The sequence below is a fragment of the Streptomyces sp. SP18CS02 genome (genome assembly GCF_036322365.1).
In the GTDB taxonomy this organism is placed as follows: domain Bacteria; phylum Actinomycetota; class Actinomycetes; order Streptomycetales; family Streptomycetaceae; genus Streptomyces.
Window position 1 is genome coordinate 220,111 of record NZ_JAQYXC010000266.1, and the last position, 16,608, is coordinate 236,718.

Sequence of the window (16,608 nt, forward strand, 5' to 3'; positions counted from 1 at the left end):
CTGGCGCGGGCGGAGGGCTGTGCGGAGAGGCGGGCGCCGGGTGCGCATCGGTGAGCTGAGCCGGAGGACCGGGGTGCCGGTGCCGACGATCAAGTACTACGTACGGGAAGGGCTGTTGCCGGCGGGCCGGCTGAGCAGTCCCAATCAGGCGAGCTACGGCGCGGAGCACGAACGCAGGCTGCGACTGGTGCGTGCCCTGCTCGACGTGGGCGGACTGTCGGTGGCGGCCATCCGGGACGTGCTGGTCGCCGTCGACGACCCCTCCCGTCCCGTGCACAGGGTCCTCGGGGCCGCCACGGACCCCATCGCCCCGCCGGCCGGCGGGACGGCGGACGTCGAGCTGACCACGGCGAGGCAGGTGGTGGCGGATCTGCTCACTCGCCGTGGCTGGCGGGTCGAACGGGACAGCCCCTCGGCCGAGGCGCTCGCCGCCGCCCTCGCGGCGCTGGAGCGGGTCGGACACGGCGCCTTCGTCGAGGGGCTCGACGACTACGCGGATGCCGCGCAGAAGGTGGCGGCCGTGGATCTCGGGTACGTCGCCCGCAACGCCGGCCGTGAGGACCTGGTGGAGAGCGTGGTCATCGGGACGGTCCTCGGCGAGGCGGTCCTCACGGCGCTGCGGCGGCTGGCGCACATCGACGCGTCCGCCCGGATGTACGGCGACGAGGGCGCCATCGGCTGAGGGCCCGCCCCGGGGCCGGGGGAGCGGCGCCCCGCACCGCTTGCCGCCCCGGCTTGCCGGTGCCGGTGCCGGTGCCGGTGGCGGGGGCAGGGGCAGGGGCGCCCGGTCTGCCTGCGGGGCAGCGGCCAGGGGCGAGGCGGCCGTTGTGGCCGCCGGGAGGGCGAGCGTACGGGCCGGTACCGAGGGCCGGCCCGTCGATGTGGTGCCGTCCGCTTCTCAGGCGGCCGGGTTCTCCTGCTCCCGTTCCACCTGCTCGTTCCACTCGCGCTTCACCGCGCGCCACGCCTCGTCGGTCTGCCCCAGACGCCAGTAGCCCGAGATCGACAGCCGCTCGCGCGCGATGTGCCGCTCCATGCGCAGATGGCGCCGCAGCTCCTTCACGACACCGGCCTCGCCGTGCACGAACGCGTGGACGTCCCCGGTGGGGAAGTCCAGCTCCCGTACGGCGGCGACGAGCAGTTCGCCGACCGGGCGCCCCGCGCGGTGCAGCCAGCGCACATCGGCACCGTTCGGCACGGCGATCTTCTGCTCCTCCTCCGGGCCCTCGACCTCGATGAAGGCATGCACCACGGCACCCTCGGTCATGGCCTCCAGCGACGCGGCGATCGCCGGCAGCGCGCTCTCGTCGCCTGCCAGCAGGTGCCAGTCCGCCGCCGGATCCGGCGCGTACCCGCCGCCCGGCCCCAGGAAGCGAATCGTTTCGCCGACCTGGGCCCGCGCGGCCCAGGGGCCCGCCACGCCCTCGTCGCCGTGGACCACGAAGTCCACGGTCAGCTCGCTCTGGTCCCGGTCCCACGCCCGTACCGTGTAGGTGCGGTTCAGGGGCCACTGGTCACGCGGCAGCTCCTCGCGGATCCGCGCCACGTCGAACGGCTCCGGATACGTCACGCCCTCCGGCGCGAACAGCAGCTTGATGTAGTGGTCGGTGAACTCGTCCGCCGCGAGCCCGGCGATCGCCTCGCCCCCGAGGACGACACGCACCATGTGCGGAGTGATCCGCTCGGTCCGCACCACCCGGGCCTCGTGGGCTGTCGGTGCCTTGCGGGTCGACTGTTCCGCCACTGCGCTCTCCCCAGGTCGGTTGCTTAGGCTTACCTAAGTTAGCACTTCACCGGTGCAGCGTGGAGAGCAGCCGCTCCAGCGAGCCGCCCAGCCCCCACCTGGCCGCGAGCTCCTCCAGCCCCGCCGGGTCGCGGGGGCCGACGGGCAGCGCGGGGTCGAAGTCCGGAACCGGTACGTCCCCCGCGACCCGCACCACCTTCGGCGCGACCGCCACGTAGTCCCGGGCCTCGTCCAGCCGCTTGCGCTGCGACGGGGTCAGCCCGGCCGAGGGATCGTCCACCGCCGCCATGATCCCCGCGAGGTCGCCGAAGGAGTCCAGCAGCTTGGCGGCCGTCTTCTCGCCGATCCCCGGCACGCCCGGCAGGCCGTCACTGGGGTCGCCGCGCAACAGCGCCAGATCCGCGTATCCCGGACCGTCCACGCCGTACCTCTCCCGCAGCCAGGCCTCGTCCGTCACCTGGAGCGTGCCGACCCCCTTGAGCGGGTAGAGCACCCGCACTCCCCGGGCGTCGTCCACCAGCTGGTACAGGTCCCGGTCGCCGGTGACGATGTCCACCGGGCCCGCCGCCCGCCCGGCGAGGGTGCCGATGACGTCGTCCGCCTCGTACCCCGCCACACCGACCCGTGCGATCCCCAGCGCGTCCAGTACCTCCTCGATCACCGGCACCTGGGGCGACAGAGTGTCCGGGATCTCCTCCTCGTCAGGCCCGGAGGCCGTCTCCTCGGCCACCCGGTGCGCCTTGTACGAGGGGATCAGCTCGACCCGCCAGTGCGGTCGCCAGTCGGCGTCCATGCAGGCCACCAGGTCGTCCGGCCGGTGGTCCTGGACCAGCCGGGCGATGAAGTCCAGCAGCCCCCGCACGGCGTTGACCGGCGTACCGTCCGGGGCCTTCACGGATTCGGGCACCCCGAAGTAGGCGCGGAAGTAGAGGGAGGCGGTGTCGAGGAGCATCAGGCGTCGCGTCACACCCCGATCATGCCGCACCCCGCCGACGGTCGACGTGAGTGAAGTGGATCACCTTTCCGTTTGCCGGGTATGGCCTCGGGCAGGCGCGGCAGCGGAGCGGACCCTGTCCCGGTTTCAACCATCGGGGTCACGGCTGACGCGGACAGAACCCGCCCCGCTCCACGGCCTGCCGACCGGGGGTGTCGGGCCGGTTTCGTTCCCACGCGTGAGGTGTATGTGTCCAGCCTGCAAGCCGATCACTTGTACAAGGTGTTCGGCAGACGACCCGGCGAAGCGGTTCGCAAGCTCGAAGGCGGCGCAGACCGCGCCGAACTGCGCGCCGACGGTACGACGGCGGCGGTGATCGACGCCTCGTTCTCCGTCGAACCGGGCGAGATCTTCGTCGTGATGGGTCTGTCGGGGTCAGGCAAGTCCACCCTGCTGCGCATGCTCAACGGACTGCTGGAGCCGACCGCCGGGCGCGTGATGTACGACGGGCAGGACCTCACCGCGCTGAGCCCGCGGGATTTGCGCCGCGTCCGTTCCACCGGGATCAGCATGGTGTTCCAGCACTTCGCGCTCTTCCCGCACCGCAGCGTGCTGGAGAACGCCGGCTACGGCCTCGAAGTGCAGGGTGTCCCCCGCGCCGAGCGCGACCGGCGCGCCGCCGAGGCGCTGGAGCTGTGCGGACTGGGCGGCTGGGAGAAGTCCTGGCCCGACGAGCTGTCCGGCGGTATGCAGCAGCGCGTCGGCCTGGCCCGCGCGCTCGCCACCGACGCCGACATCCTGCTGATGGACGAGTCGTTCAGTGCTCTGGACCCGCTGATCCGCCGGGACATGCAGGACCAGCTCATCGAGCTCCAGAAGCGGCTGAAGAAGACGATCATCTTCATCACCCACGACCTCAACGAGGCCATGCGCCTCGGTGATCGCATCGCGGTGATGCGTGACGGCCGGATCGTCCAGCTGGGCTCCGCCGAGGACATCCTCGTCAGGCCCGCCAACGACTACGTCGCCTCCTTCATCCAGGACGTCGACCGCTCCCGCGTGCTCACCGCCGGGGCGGTCATGGCCGAGCCCGGCACCGTCCTCGGCACGAGGACCGACAGCGGCAAGGAGCTGCGCACCGCCGAGGACGTCCTGGCCGAGGCGCCCGCCCTCGTCCCCGCCGGCGCCCCGCTCGCCGAGCTGTTCACCCCCTGCTCCACGAGCGGTGCGGCCGTTGCCGTGACCGACGACGCGGGCGAGCTCGTCGGCGTCGTCACCCGCGCCCGGCTGCTCTCGGTCCTCGGCGAACAGCCGTCGGCGGTGCCGCCGTCGCCAGGCCGGTCACCGGCCGGCCAGCCGTCGGCAGGTGGGCCGGCCGACGATCCGAGGGGCGCCGGTGGTGGCACCGCGGCCCACCCGCGACCCACCGCCTCGGCGGTGGTGTCCGCGCCGGCCGCCGCCCGCGCCGCGAAGGAGGCGGCCGATGCCTAGGCTCCCTCTCGGCGAGTGGGTCGACACAGGTGTCGACTGGCTCCAAGCGCACCTCTCCTGGCTGTTCGACGCGATCAGCTCCCTCGTCACCGGTATGTACGACGGCATCGACGCGGCCCTGTCCGCGCCCGAACCGCTGCTCTTCGCCGGCATCCTCGCCGTCGTGGCCTGGTGGCTCCGCGGTCTGCTCGCGGGCGTCCTGGCCTTCGCCGGACTCGCCCTGATCGACTCCATCGAGCTGTGGAACGACGCCATGTCGACCCTCTCGCTGGTGCTCGTGGCCACGATCGTCACCCTGGTCATCGCGGTCCCGCTGGGGATCTGGGCGTCACGTTCCAGGACGGTCAGCGCCGTGATCCGGCCCGTCCTGGACTTCATGCAGACCATGCCGGCCATGGTCTACCTGATCCCCGGCATCATCTTCTTCGGTGTCGGAGTCGTTCCCGGCATCATCGCCACCATCGTCTTCGCGCTTCCGCCCGGTGTACGGATGACGGAGCTCGGCATCCGCCAGGTCGACGGCGAGCTCGTCGAGGCCGCCGAGGCGTTCGGCACCACCCCGCGCAACACCCTGTTGCGGGTTCAGCTGCCGCTCGCGCTCCCGACGATCATGGCGGGCATCAACCAGGTGATCATGCTGGGCCTGTCCATGGTGGTCATCGCCGGCATGGTCGGCGGCGGCGGTCTGGGCGGCGCCGTCTACCGCGCCATCGGCAACGTCGACATCGGGCTCGGCTTCGAGGCCGGCATCTCCATCGTCGTCCTCGCCATGTACCTGGACCGGATCACCGGTGCGCTCGGCCGCCAGGTCTCCCCGCTCGGCCGCCGCGCGGCGGCCAAGGCGGCGGCCCTCACCGGCGGCCTGAAGATCTGGAGCCACCGCCCCAGGCCCACCGTGGCCGTCGTGGGCGTGGTCGTCCTCGCGCTCGTCGCCGGCGGCATGGGTGTCTTCGGTGGTGCGGGCCGGTCCACCACCGCCGCCGGGAAGGACGTCGGCCACGGCGAGAAGATCTCCATGGGCTACATCCCCTGGGACGAGGGCATCGCCTCCACCTTCCTCTGGAAGGAACTGCTGGAGCAGCGGGGCTTCGAGGTCGACGCCAAGCAGTACGAGGCAGGCGCGCTGTACACCGGGATGGCCAACGGCCAGATCGACGTCCAGACCGACTCCTGGCTGCCCGTCACCCACGCCACGTACTGGAAGAAGTACCAGGACCGGCTGGAGGACATGGGCGCCTGGTACGGCCCCACCTCGCTGGAGCTGACGGTCCCCTCGTACATGAAGGACATCGACTCCCTCGACGACCTCAAGGGGAACGCGGGCCGGTTCAAGGGCCGTGTCATCGGCATCGAGCCGAGCGCCGGAATGATGGGCATCCTCAAGGACAAGATCCTCAAGGAGTACGGGCTGGAGGGCGAGTACAAGATCGTCGACGGCTCCACTCCCGGCATGCTGGCCGAGCTCAAGCGCGCCTACGCCAAGAAGGAGCCGATCGTCGTCACCCTCTGGTCGCCGCACTGGGCCTACTCCAGCTACGACCTGAAGAAGCTCGACGACCCCAAGGGTGCCTGGGGCAAGGGTGACGGGGTCCACACCCTGGCCCGCAAGGGCTTCTCCGACGACAACCCGCGGGTCGGCGAGTGGATGAAGAACTTCAGGATGACCGAGAAGCAGCTCACCGGTCTTGAGGCGAAGATCCAGGAGACCGGCAAGGGCAAGGAGCAGGAGGCCGTCCGGGCCTGGCTGAAGGAGAACCCGGACGCCGCCGACACCTGGGCGCCGGTCACCGAGGCGGAGGAGAGGGCGGCGGCCCGGTAGCCGAGGCCGACACGTCCGGCGCCGCCCCGGCGGTCGGAACACACGCGCCAGGAGGCACGCGCCATGAGGCACGCGCCATGAGGCACGCGCCATGAGGCACGCGCCAGGAGGAGGCGGGCCCCGTCGTCACCGGCGGGGCCCGCCTCCGTCGTCCCGGCGGTCCCGCGCACCACCCCCGCCGCCGGCGGAAGCCGGCTCTCCGCCCCCCCCGCTCTCCGCCCCCCCGCTCTCCGCCCCCCCCCGCTCTCCGCCCCCCGCTCTCCGCCCCCGCTCTCCGCCGCCCGGCGGGACCCCCGCCGAGCTGCGGCTTCCGCTGTTGCGCTACTCAGTGGTACCGCCGCTGCGTAAGGTGGACGAAGAGGGTGAGGGAGCCGAGAGATGGACGACAAGGAAACACTCCGGGTCGGTGCCGCCGTCCGCAGGAGGCGCAGAGCGCTCGCGCTCACGCTCGCCGCGGTCGCCGAGCGCAGCGGCCTGTCCGTTCCCTTCCTCAGCCAGGTGGAGAACGAGCGGGCCCGCCCGAGCATGCGCTCGCTCCAGCGGGTCGCCGACGCGCTGGGCACCACCGCCGTGGAACTGCTCGACGCCGCCGACTCGGCACGCACCGTCGACGTCGTACGCGCCGCCGATCACGCCCGGCAGCCCGCCGCCGGGATGCGCCCACTGGTGCGCGGGGAGCATCAGATGCACGCCGACGAGTTCACCGGCGAGCACGACGCCCGCCGTGAGCTGGTGCTGCGCAACGACTCGCTGCTGTACGTCGCCGACGGCTCCGTCGAGGTGGAGGCCGAAGGCCGGGCGTACCGGCTCGACCGCGGTGACACGCTGTACATGTCCGGAGGGGTACGCCACCGCTGGCGCGCCACCGGGCCGGCCGCACGCGTCGTCGTGGTCGCCGTCACCGAGCGCATCGAGGCCACCTGACGTGTTCCGTGCCGTTTCGCTCGTCCCCTCCCTCACCGAGGCCGTCGCCGTCAGCGCGCCCGGTGTGCTCGTCGGCGCCACCCAGTGGTGCAGCCACCCCGGGGATCTGGACGTCACACGCGTCGGCGGGACCAAGAACCCCGACCTCGGGACGGTCGTCGCGCTCCGCCCCGACCTCGTCGTCGCCAACGAGGAGGAGAACCGCGAGCCGGACATCGCCGCGCTGCGGGCCGCCGGGGTGGAGGTGCTGGTCACCGAGGTCCGAGGTCTGGAGCAGGCGTTCCGCGAACTCGACCGGGTGCTGCGCGCCTGCGGGGTGCGGGGCAGGCCGCGCTGGCTGGACGAGGCAGAGGCCGCCTGGGCGGCGGCGGGCGAGGCCCCGGAGACGTACCGCAGGGCGATCGTGCCGGTGTGGCGCCGGCCCTGGATGGTGCTGGGCCGCGACACGTTCGCCGGTGACCTGCTGGCCCGCCTCGGTGTCGTCAACGTGTACGCGGACCACCCCGAGCGCTACCTGCGGATCCCCCTCGACCGGTTGCTCGAGGCGGGCGCCGACCTCGTCGTCCTCCCGGACGAGCCGTACCGCTTCACCGCGGACGACGGCCCCGAGGCCTTCGGCGCGCTGCCCGCGGCGCTGGTCGGCGGACGGCACCTCACGTGGTACGGACCCTCGCTGGCCGAGGCACCCGCGGCGCTGCGAGCAGCGCTCCGCTGAGCAGCCCGCGCAGCGTCCGCTCGGCGGCGACCAGCCAGGCGGCCACCAGCAGGACGTACAGCCCTACCGCCAGCCAGCGCAGGGCGGCGAGCCCGGTGTGCTGCGCCAGCCCTTCCGCGCCCGTCACGCACGTACCGACCGGGAACGTGAACGCCCACCAGGTCATCGTGAAGCCCATGCCCCGGCGCCGGGCCCGCAACGCCATCGCCCCGGCCAGCGCCAGCCACAGCAGGGCGAAGCCCATCACCGGCACGCCGTACAGCACGGCGAGCGCGGGCGCGTACGGCAGCCCCGGCGCGGCGTCGGCGAACGTGTTCGCGGCGGTCGTCGACTGGCCCAGCGGCCCCAGCACCAGGAACAGGGTCGGAGTGAGCGCGGCGGGCAGCGGCTCGCCGGTCACCAGCCGCCCGAAGACCAGCGGCAGCATCACCAGCGTCGCCAGCAGGCTCAGTCCGAACATTCCGTAACAGGCGGCCAGCAGCGTCTGCTGCCACTGGCCCGCCGGCAGATGGGGCACCAGCAGGGGACCGAGCGCCGCCGACACCATGGGGGCCACCACCGGCACCAGCCACACCGGCGACGCGCTCTCCACCTTGTGGTGCACCACCATCAGATACGGGACCACCACCGCCGCCACCAGGCCGATTCCGGTCCCGGCGGCGAACAGCACCGCGTCGAGCCGCACCGCCGCCGGGAGGCCGATCCAGTCGTGGCCCACGATCAGCGCGCCGCCGCCGACCGAGACCAGGGCCATCGACAGGCAGCCGTAGAACGGGGCCACCGCGGGGTCCAGCAGATGCTCCCGCGCCTGGTCGCGGTGGTGCGCCCAGTGCAGGGCGCGAGCGGCGAGCAGCATCAGCAACGCCAGCAGGGACAGCGTCCACAGAGCCGCGCACGCCCCCCGCAGGCCGGGGGCGTCCAAGGGCAGCGTGGCGCCCGCGTTGGCGACGCCCGCGGTCCCCATCACCGCGGCGTACCAGTTCGGGCCGAGGTGACGGAAGGCCGGGGTCCGACTGAGGGGGAGGTGTCGTGCGAGGGGTGCCATGGCCTCATGCTCGCCCGCCGAAACGCCCCCCACCAGGACTCTTGCACCTATGACCCCATAAGCTGATTTTATGAGCCTCTCCCATCGTGTGCCCGATCTCGGCGCCCTGGAACTGCTCCTCGCCGTCGCCCGGCACGGCAGCCTCGGCCGGGCGGCGCGCGAGGTCGGCATCACCCAGCCCGCCGCCAGCAGCCGCGTCCGGTCCATGGAACGGCAGCTGGGGGTCGCCCTGGTCGACCGTTCGCCGCGGGGCTCCCGGCTCACCGCCGCGGGCACCCTGGTGACCGACTGGGCCCGGCGCGTCGTGGAGGCCGCCGAGGCCTTCGACGCGGGTGCGCAGGCGCTGCGGGACAGCCGGGACTCACGGCTGCGGGTCGCGGCGTCGATGACCATCGCCGAATACCTGCTGCCGCGCTGGCTGATAGCCCTGCGCGCCGAGCGGCCCGACACGGCCGTCTCGCTCCGGGCCGGCAACTCGACTGCGGTCGCCGCCGGCCTGCTGGCCGGCGAGGCGGACCTCGGCTACGTCGAGGGGCTCTCCGTGCCGGACGGCCTGGACGCGGTGGTCGTCGGGCACGACCGGCTCGTCGTGGTCGCCGCTCCGTCCCACCGGTGGACCCAGCGACGCGCGCCGCTGACCCCCGCGGAGCTGGCGGCCACCCCGCTGATCCTGCGCGAGTACGGCTCCGGAACCCGTCAGGTCCTGGACTCCGCGCTGGCCGCGCACGGCGGGCTCGCCGATCCACTCCTGGAGCTCGCCTCCACCACGGCGGTCAAGGCCGCGGCCGTCAGCGGAGCGGGCCCCGCGGTCCTCAGCGAGCTGGCCGTCACCGAGGAGCTCTCCTCCCGCCGCCTGGTCGAGGTCCCCGTGGAGGGCGTGGACCTGCGCCGCGCCCTGCGGGCGGTCTGGCCGACGGGCCCGCGCCCGACGGGCCCGGCCAGGGACCTGCTGTCACTGGCGCGCGGCGGCTCCTGACCGCCTCGCGCCGCCCTTCGCCGGGGCGCGCCCCGGAATCCGCCCCCGGGCACCGCCCCCAGGTGTCCGCGGGCCGACGGCCCGGCGAGCCGCGGACCCGACGGCCCTACGCCGCGGACCCGACGGCCGTCGGCCGGTCCGTGCCGCCCGGGGGCGGTCCGTCCGCGGACGAGGTCGCCCGGACCAGCCCCTCCATCACCCGGAGGTCCGTCCCCATCTCGGGGTGCCACTGCACCCCGAGGGCCCAGGCCGGACCCGGCAGCTCGACCGCCTCCACCGTGCCGTCCACCGCGTGGGCGGACGCCATGAGGCCGTCGCCGAGCGATTCCACCGCCTGATGGTGGTACGTCGGCACGTCCGCCGTCTCCGGGACCAGCGACGCGTACAGCGTTCCCGGCACCGGCTCCACCTTGTGCAGCCCCGGCACGCCCACCCCGTCGACGTGCCCGTCCAGGTGCTGCACGAGGGTGCCGCCGCGTGCCACGTTCAGCAGCTGCATGCCGCGGCAGATGCCCAGCAGGGGCGTTCCCGTGGCGAGGGCCGCCTCGATGAGGGCGAGCTCCCAGGCGTCCCGCTCCCGCGCCGGCGGGCCCGTCCGGGGATCGCGTTCGGCCCCGTACCGTGCGGGATCGACGTCCGCGCCGCCCGCGATCACCAGACCGTCGAGACGGGCGACCAGATCGGCGGCCGCGGACGGTCCGTCCGGGGGGAGCATCGCGGCGACGCCGCCCGCCGCCCGGACCAGACGCGGATAGGCCTCGGGCAGCAGCGCCGCGGGCATCTCCCACACGCCCCACCTGGCGGGATCGAGGTAGGTCGTCACACCGATGAGCGGCTTGGGCACGGGAAAGGTCCTCTCAGTTGCGTTCGAGCTCGGCCTCGGCCGCCGCCAGCGCCGCGAACTCCTCCTCGGGGGCGTTCGCGACGAGCCGGTGCCGACTGTAGAAGGCGAAGTAGGCGAGTGCGACGACATAGACGCCGAGCGCGATGAACGCGGCGTCCTTGTCGACGAGGAAGGTCGCCACCAGCGCGGACAGCGCCAGGACGAAGGCGACGCTGGAGGTGAGCACGCCACCGGGCGTGCGGTAGGGGCGCGGCAGGTCCGGTTCGCGCCGCCGCAGCACGATGTGGGAGAGCGCCATCAGCGCGTAGCTGATGGTGGCGCCGAACACCGCGATGTTCAGCATGCGCGCGCCGTTGCCCGTCCCGGCGGCGAGCGCGAATCCGATCGCGCCGGGGATCAGCAGCCCCAGGTAGGGCGACTTGCGTCGGCTGGTCAGGGAGAGGAAGCGCGGCAGGTACCCGGCGCGGGACAGCGCGAACAGCTGGCGGGAACCGGCGTAGATGAGGGAGAAGAAGGACGCCACCAGGCCGGCGAGCCCCGCGTAGTTGACGAAACGGCTGAGCGCGGTCGGGCCGCCGTCCCCCTGGAGCGCCACCACCAGCGGGTTGCCCGCGTCCTGGATGGCGGCCGAACCCCGGACCCCGGTCGACGCGAAGAAGGTCACCACCGCGAGCACCACCAGGATGAACATCGACAGGGACAGCGCCCGGGGCATGGACCGCACCGGATCCTTGGCCTCCTCGGCGGCGAGCGGTACGCCCTCCACGCCGAGGAAGAACCACATCCCGAACGGGAACGCCGCCCAGATCCCCAGCAGACCGAAGGGAAGCCACGCGTTCGCCCCGAACGCGTCGGTGACCGGGATGTCGTCCAGACCGCCGCCCCGGAACTCGGTGAAGGCGCCCACCGCGAAGATCAGCAGCGCCGCCACCGCGATGGCCGTCACGATCAGGCTGAAGCGCAGGGCCTCCCCGACGCCCCACAGGTGGATGCCGATGAAGACGACGAAGCAGGCGAGGTAGACCGGCCAGCCCGATTCGAGTCCGAACAGGCCGAGCGACTCGACGTAGTCGCCGATGAAGATGGAGATGGCGGCCGGGGCCAGGATGTACTCGATCAGTATCGCGGTGCCGGTGAGGAAGCCGCCCCAGGTGCCGAGCGCCCGGCGTGCGAAGCCGTAGCCGCCGCCCGCCGCGGGGAGGATGGCGGACAGTTCGGCGAGCGCGAAGACCAGGCAGGCGTACATCACGCCCATGAGCAGGGTCGCGATCGCCAGCCCGCCGAAGCCGCCCTTGGCGAGGCCGATGTTCCAGCCGGAGAAGTCGCCGGAGACGACGTAGCCCACGCCGAGGCCGGTGAGCAGCAGCCAGCCCGCGCTTCCGCGGCGCAGCGCCCGCCGCTTGAGGTAGTCGTCCGATGGGGATGTGCGGCTGTCGTCGGTGTCTTCCAGCGTCATGGCAGCAGAGCTCCCGCCGTCGGGCCCAATGGAATGGACCCATACCTTTGCGGTGGGTCGGCCGGAGCGCAAGCCCTCTGCGTTACGTTCGCGTTACGCCGACGGGCTCCGGAACGGAGGGGCCGGGCGCGTCGACGACCCGGCGGACGCTCCGACGGGGGCCGCACCGACGGCCGGCGGACGGGTCACGTCAGGAAGCCGCGCAGCAGCGCCGCCGTGCCCCCGCAGTGTTCCCGCATCACCTCCCGCGCGGCGTCCGCGTCCCCCTCCAGCACCGCCTCCACCAGCGCGGTGTGCTGGTACTGCGAGTGCTCCAGGTTCCGTACGAGCAGGGGGATGCAGTCCAGCAGGTCGTTCATCGTGGCCCGCACCGCCGCGTACTGGGCCGTGAGCGTCGGGGATCCGGACAGCTCGGCCAGGGTGAGGTGCAGCAGCGTGTCCTGGCGCCGGTAGTCGTCCAGCGGCGCGTCGTGCGTCGCGCCCAGGGCCGTACGCAGCCGCTCCACGCCCTCCTCGGTCAGGCCGTACGCGGCGCACAGCCCGGCCGCGCCGACCTCCAGCACCTCGCGGAAGCGCAGGGTGTCCTCGACGTCGACGGCGGCGATCCGGCGGCGCAGCTCCTCCTCGCCCGGGGAGCGGTCGCGGTGCAGGACAAACGTTCCGCCGTAGCGGCCGCGCCGGCTCTCGACCAGTCCCTGGTCCTGGAGGACCTTGAGCACCTCGCGCAGGGTGACCCGGCTGATCCCCATCCGCTCCGCCAGCTCGCGCTCCGCGGGCAGCCGCTCGCCGCCCGGGACCAGGCCGAGACGGACCACTTGGAGGATCTGCTCCAGCGCCTCCTCGAAACCGTTGCCCGCCCGTACCGGGCGCAGCACGGGCGTCAGCCGGTCCGCCGGTTCGCTGTTCTTCGCCACCTCGCGGTTTCCCCTTCCCAAGCAATGGTCTTCCGCAATACCTTATGGCTCCCGGCTGATCCAAGGAGGCACAACCCCGTGGCAGACCGTAAACCCCCGCTTGCCGTCGAGGACCTGCGTATCCTCGTCGCCAACGGTGAGATCGACACAGTCGTCCTGGCCTTCCCCGATATGCAAGGGCGGCTCCAGGGCAAGCGGTTCGCCGCACAGTTCTTCCTCGACGACGTGCTGGAGCACGGCACCGAGGGCTGCAACTACCTCCTCGCCGTCGACGCGGAGATGAACACCGTCGAGGGCTACGAGATGTCGTCCTGGTCCAGCGGCTACGGCGACTTCGCCATGCGCCCCGACCTCTCCACCCTGCGCCGCGTCCCCTGGAACGAGGGCACGGCCCTGCTCATCGCCGACCTCGCCTGGCACGACGGCTCACCCGTCGTCGCCGCGCCCCGCCAGATACTGCGGCGCCAGCTGGAGCGCCTCGCGGAGCACGGCTTCACCGCCCACGTCGGCACCGAGCTCGAGTTCATCGTCTTCAAGGACACCTACGAGCAGGCGTGGGACGCGGCCTACCGCGGTCTCACCCCCGTCAACCAGTACAACGTCGACTACTCGGTCCTCGGCACCGGCCGCGTCGAGCCGCTGCTGCGGCGCATCCGCAACGAGATGGCCGCCGCCGGACTCACCGTCGAATCCGCCAAGGGCGAGTGCAACCCCGGCCAGCACGAGATCGCGTTCAAGTACGACGAGGCGCTCGTCACCTGCGACCAGCACGCCGTCTACAAGACCGGTGCCAAGGAGATCGCCTCCCAGGAGGGCGTCTCGCTCACCTTCATGGCGAAGTACAACGAGCGCGAGGGCAACTCCTGCCACATCCACCTCTCGCTCCAGGACGCCGACGGGCGCAACGTCATGGCCGGGGACGACCCGGGCGGCATGTCGCCCGTCATGCGCCACTTCCTGGCGGGGCAGCTCGCCGCGCTGCGCGACTTCTCCCTCCTCTACGCCCCGAACATCAACTCCTACAAGCGGTTCCAGCCCGGATCCTTCGCGCCGACCGCCGTGGCCTGGGGCCACGACAACCGCACCTGCTCGCTCCGGGTCGTCGGACGCGGCCGCTCGATGCGCTTCGAGAACCGCCTGCCCGGCGGCGACGTCAACCCCCACCTCGCCGTCGCCGGTCTGATCGCGGCCGGTCTCCACGGCATCGAGCAGCAGCTGGAACTCCCCGAGGCGTGCGCCGGCAACGCGTACGACGCCGACTTCGAGCACGTCCCCACCACGCTGCGCGAAGCGGCCGAGCTCTGGGAGAACAGCCCCATCGCCAAGGCGGCCTTCGGTGACGAGGTCGTCGCGCACTACCGCAACATGGCCCGGGTCGAACTGGACGCCTTCGACGCCGCGGTGACCGACTGGGAGCTGCGCCGCTCCTTCGAACGCATGTGAGGCACCTCTTGTCCGTGGACCCGTCAGCCGAGCCGACCGTCGAACACCACGTACTCGACCCGGCCACCGAGGAGGTCATCGCCACCGTCCCGGCCACCACCGCCGCGGAGGTCGACGCCGCCGTCCTGCGTGCCGCGGCCGCCCAGCGCGGCTGGGCCGCCGCCGCCCCCGCCGACCGGGCCCGGCTGTTGCGCCGTTTCGCCGCCGTCGTGGACGACCACCGCGAGGAACTCGCCCTGCTGGAAGTGCGCGAGGCCGGCCACACCATCGGCAACGCCCGCTGGGAGGCGGGCAACGTCCGCGACCTCCTCGACTACGCGGCCGGGGGAGTGGAGCGGCTGGGCGGCCGGCAGATCCCCGTCCCCGGCGGTCTCGACGTCACCATGCTCGAACCGCTCGGCGTGATCGGGGTGATCGCGCCCTGGAACTTCCCCATGCCCATCGCCGCCTGGGGCACCGCCCCCGCCCTCGCGGCGGGCAACGCGGTCCTCCTCAAACCCGCCGAGACCACTCCGCTCACCGCGCTGCGGCTGGCCGGGCTCGCCCTGGAGGCGGGCCTCCCCGAGGGCCTCTTCCAGGTGCTGCCCGGCGCCGGCGACGTCGCGGGCGACGCCCTCGTGGAACACCCTGGCGTCGCCAAGATCGTCTTCACCGGATCGACCCGGGTCGGCAAGCGGATCATGGCCAAGTGCGCCGACCGCGTGAAACGCGTGACGCTCGAACTCGGCGGCAAGAGCCCCAACATCGTCTTCGCCGACGCCGACATCGAGGCCGCGGCCGCCGCCACCCCCATGTCCTTCCTGGACAACGCGGGCCAGGACTGCTGCGCCCGCTCCCGCATCCTGGTCCAGCGCTCCGTGTTCGACCGCTTCCTGGACCTGCTCGCACCGGCCCTCCGGGAGATCGTCGTCGGCGACCCCTCCGACGAGAAGACCCAGATGGGCCCGCTGATCTCCGCGGCGCAGCGGGAGCGCGTACGGTCCTACGTCCCCGAGGGCCTGGACGGCGTACGCGGCACCGTCCCCGAGGGACCCGGCTTCTGGTTCCCGCCGACCGTGCTCACCGGCCTGGCCCCCGACGCGCCGGCCGCCGTCGAGGAGGTCTTCGGGCCCGTGGCCGTCCTCCTCCCCTTCGAGGACGAGGAGGACGCCGTCCGGCTGGCCAACGCCACCGAGTACGGACTCTCCGGATCGATCTGGACCCGGGACGTCGGCCGTGCCCTGCGGGTCTCGGCCGCCGTCGACGCCGGGAACCTCTCCGTCAACTCCCACTCCAGCGTCCGCTACTGGACGCCGTTCGGCGGCTACAAGCAGTCCGGCCTCGGCCGCGAACTGGGCCCCGACGCCCTCACCGCTTTCACCGAGACCAAGAACGTCTTCATCAGCACGGAGGCCTGACCACCATGACCGAGACCGTCGCTTCTCCGGGGGCAGGCCCCCGAGCCACCGAGAACGTATGCCGCCGACTCGTCGGCCGCACCGCCGTCATCACCGGCGCCGGCAGCGGCATCGGCCTCGCCACCGCGCGCCGTCTCGCCTCCGAGGGCGCCCGCGTCGTCTGCGGCGACATCGACGAGACGGCCGGAAAGGCCGCGGCCGACGAGGTCGGCGGGACCTTCGTACGGGTCGACGTCACCGACGCCGAACAGGTCGAGGCGCTCTTCCGGACCGCGTTCGACACCTACGGGAGCGTCGACATCGCCTTCAACAACGCGGGCATCTCACCCCCCGACGACGACTCCATCCTCACCACCGGCCTGGAGGCGTGGAGGCGGGTCCAGGAGGTCAACCTCACCTCCGTCTACCTGTGCTGCAAGGCCGCCATCCCCTACATGCAGCGCCAGGGCCGCGGCTCCATCATCAACACCGCCTCCTTCGTCGCGCTCATGGGAGCGGCCACCTCCCAGATCTCGTACACCGCCTCCAAGGGCGGCGTCCTGGCGATGTCACGCGAACTGGGCGTCCAGTTCGCCCGCGAGGGCATCCGCGTCAACGCGCTGTGCCCCGGCCCGGTGAACACCCCGCTGCTCCAGGAGCTGTTCGCCAAGGACCCCGAGCGGGCCGCCCGCCGCCTCGTCCACATCCCGGCCGGCCGCTTCGCCGAGGCCGACGAGCTGGCCGCCGCCGTCGCGTTCCTCGCCAGCGACGACTCCTCGTTCATCAACGCCACCGACTTCCTCGTCGACGGCGGGATCGCCGGCGCGTACGTCACACCGCTGTAGCCCCGACGGACCGCCCCCATCCGCCCCGGCAGCCGGGCGCCGTCATGACGCCCGGCTGTTCCCGGCGAAGGGGGAGGCCCGG

At 72.7% G+C, this 16,608-nt stretch carries 15 protein-coding genes; 9 read left to right on the top strand and 6 right to left on the bottom strand.

Annotation, left to right across the window (positions count from 1 at the left end; genetic code table 11):
• Nucleotides 1-73: 73 nt before the first annotated feature.
• Nucleotides 74-682, top strand: a complete 609-nt coding sequence (locus tag PUR26_RS08750) for a MerR family transcriptional regulator (protein ID WP_443077019.1) — start codon at nt 74-76, stop codon at nt 680-682.
• Nucleotides 683-898: 216 nt separating this feature from the next.
• Here the strand turns inward: PUR26_RS08750 and PUR26_RS08755 are convergent, their stop codons facing one another.
• Both PUR26_RS08755 and PUR26_RS08760 read right to left on the bottom strand, forming a co-directional pair.
• Nucleotides 899-1,744 (bottom strand): siderophore-interacting protein, encoded by an 846-nt coding sequence (locus PUR26_RS08755; protein ID WP_329870841.1) that lies wholly within the window; start codon nt 1,742-1,744, stop codon nt 899-901.
• A gap of 46 nt (nt 1,745-1,790) precedes the next feature.
• Nucleotides 1,791-2,696: a 5'-3' exonuclease gene (locus PUR26_RS08760; RefSeq protein WP_329871055.1), complete on the bottom strand. Its 906-nt coding sequence runs from the start codon at nt 2,694-2,696 to the stop codon at nt 1,791-1,793.
• Nucleotides 2,697-2,927: 231 nt separating this feature from the next.
• Between PUR26_RS08760 and PUR26_RS08765 the strand changes: the two genes are divergently transcribed.
• The 4 genes from PUR26_RS08765 to PUR26_RS08780 all read left to right on the top strand — a co-directional run bounded on the left by PUR26_RS08765 (nt 2,928) and on the right by PUR26_RS08780 (nt 7,627).
• Nucleotides 2,928-4,169 (top strand): quaternary amine ABC transporter ATP-binding protein, encoded by a 1,242-nt coding sequence (locus tag PUR26_RS08765; RefSeq protein WP_329870843.1) that lies wholly within the window; start codon nt 2,928-2,930, stop codon nt 4,167-4,169.
• On the top strand, nt 4,162-5,988 hold the full coding sequence (locus PUR26_RS08770) for an ABC transporter permease/substrate binding protein (RefSeq protein ID WP_329870845.1): 1,827 nt from the start codon (nt 4,162-4,164) through the stop codon (nt 5,986-5,988). Before PUR26_RS08765 ends, PUR26_RS08770 begins: the two co-directional genes overlap by 8 nt.
• A gap of 378 nt (nt 5,989-6,366) precedes the next feature.
• The gene (locus tag PUR26_RS08775) at nt 6,367-6,912 is read left to right on the top strand and encodes a helix-turn-helix domain-containing protein (RefSeq protein WP_329870847.1); all 546 of its coding nucleotides are present in this window, start codon (nt 6,367-6,369) and stop codon (nt 6,910-6,912) included.
• 1 nt (nt 6,913) lies between these two features.
• Entirely contained in the window at nt 6,914-7,627 is a 714-nt protein-coding gene (locus PUR26_RS08780; protein WP_329870848.1) for a helical backbone metal receptor, read from the top strand.
• Here PUR26_RS08780 and PUR26_RS08785 read toward each other — a convergent pair.
• Nucleotides 7,566-8,672 carry a TDT family transporter gene (locus tag PUR26_RS08785; protein ID WP_329870850.1) on the bottom strand — a complete coding sequence of 369 codons (1,107 nt, stop codon included), beginning with the start codon at nt 8,670-8,672 and terminating at the stop codon, nt 7,566-7,568. The genes PUR26_RS08780 and PUR26_RS08785 overlap by 62 nt on opposite strands.
• A 70-nt stretch (nt 8,673-8,742) precedes the next feature.
• On the opposite strand from PUR26_RS08785, the gene PUR26_RS08790 reads away from it, so the two are divergent.
• A complete protein-coding gene (locus tag PUR26_RS08790) occupies nt 8,743-9,648 on the top strand; it encodes a LysR family transcriptional regulator (RefSeq protein ID WP_329870852.1) in 906 nt (301 codons plus the stop codon).
• A gap of 106 nt (nt 9,649-9,754) precedes the next feature.
• Here the strand turns inward: PUR26_RS08790 and PUR26_RS08795 are convergent, their stop codons facing one another.
• From PUR26_RS08795 to PUR26_RS08805, 3 genes are all read right to left on the bottom strand, one after another.
• Nucleotides 9,755-10,492 carry a gamma-glutamyl-gamma-aminobutyrate hydrolase family protein gene (locus PUR26_RS08795; RefSeq protein WP_329870854.1) on the bottom strand — a complete coding sequence of 246 codons (738 nt, stop codon included), beginning with the start codon at nt 10,490-10,492 and terminating at the stop codon, nt 9,755-9,757.
• Between the two features lie 13 nt (nt 10,493-10,505).
• Nucleotides 10,506-11,948 carry an ethanolamine permease gene (gene eat / locus PUR26_RS08800; protein WP_329870856.1) on the bottom strand — a complete coding sequence of 481 codons (1,443 nt, stop codon included), beginning with the start codon at nt 11,946-11,948 and terminating at the stop codon, nt 10,506-10,508.
• Between the two features lie 185 nt (nt 11,949-12,133).
• The gene (locus PUR26_RS08805) at nt 12,134-12,862 is read right to left on the bottom strand and encodes a FadR/GntR family transcriptional regulator (RefSeq protein ID WP_329870858.1); all 729 of its coding nucleotides are present in this window, start codon (nt 12,860-12,862) and stop codon (nt 12,134-12,136) included.
• A 78-nt stretch (nt 12,863-12,940) separates the two neighbouring features.
• Between PUR26_RS08805 and PUR26_RS08810 the strand changes: the two genes are divergently transcribed.
• The 3 genes from PUR26_RS08810 to PUR26_RS08820 are packed head-to-tail and all read left to right on the top strand — an operon-like array spanning nt 12,941 to nt 16,526.
• A complete protein-coding gene (locus PUR26_RS08810; RefSeq protein ID WP_329870860.1) occupies nt 12,941-14,305 on the top strand; it encodes a glutamine synthetase family protein in 1,365 nt (454 codons plus the stop codon).
• 14 nt (nt 14,306-14,319) lie between these two features.
• Nucleotides 14,320-15,702, top strand: a complete 1,383-nt coding sequence (locus PUR26_RS08815; protein ID WP_329870862.1) for an aldehyde dehydrogenase family protein — start codon at nt 14,320-14,322, stop codon at nt 15,700-15,702.
• A gap of 5 nt (nt 15,703-15,707) precedes the next feature.
• Nucleotides 15,708-16,526 (top strand): 3-oxoacyl-ACP reductase, encoded by an 819-nt coding sequence (locus PUR26_RS08820; protein WP_329870864.1) that lies wholly within the window; start codon nt 15,708-15,710, stop codon nt 16,524-16,526.
• Nucleotides 16,527-16,608 lie beyond the last annotated feature (82 nt).

Bases quoted from the DNA above. Each gene is read 5' to 3' on its own strand.
- PUR26_RS08760 (WP_329871055.1), bottom strand. From the start codon at position 2,696: ATGCTCCTCGACACCGCCTCCCTCTACTTCCGCGCCTACTTCGGGGTG.
- PUR26_RS08770 (WP_329870845.1), top strand. From the start codon at position 4,162: ATGCCTAGGCTCCCTCTCGGCGAGTGGGTCGACACAGGTGTCGACTGG.
- PUR26_RS08775 (WP_329870847.1), top strand. From the start codon at position 6,367: ATGGACGACAAGGAAACACTCCGGGTCGGTGCCGCCGTCCGCAGGAGG.
- PUR26_RS08785 (WP_329870850.1), bottom strand. From the start codon at position 8,672: ATGGCACCCCTCGCACGACACCTCCCCCTCAGTCGGACCCCGGCCTTC.
- PUR26_RS08790 (WP_329870852.1), top strand. From the start codon at position 8,743: ATGAGCCTCTCCCATCGTGTGCCCGATCTCGGCGCCCTGGAACTGCTC.
- eat (WP_329870856.1), bottom strand. From the start codon at position 11,948: ATGACGCTGGAAGACACCGACGACAGCCGCACATCCCCATCGGACGAC.
- PUR26_RS08820 (WP_329870864.1), top strand. From the start codon at position 15,708: ATGACCGAGACCGTCGCTTCTCCGGGGGCAGGCCCCCGAGCCACCGAG.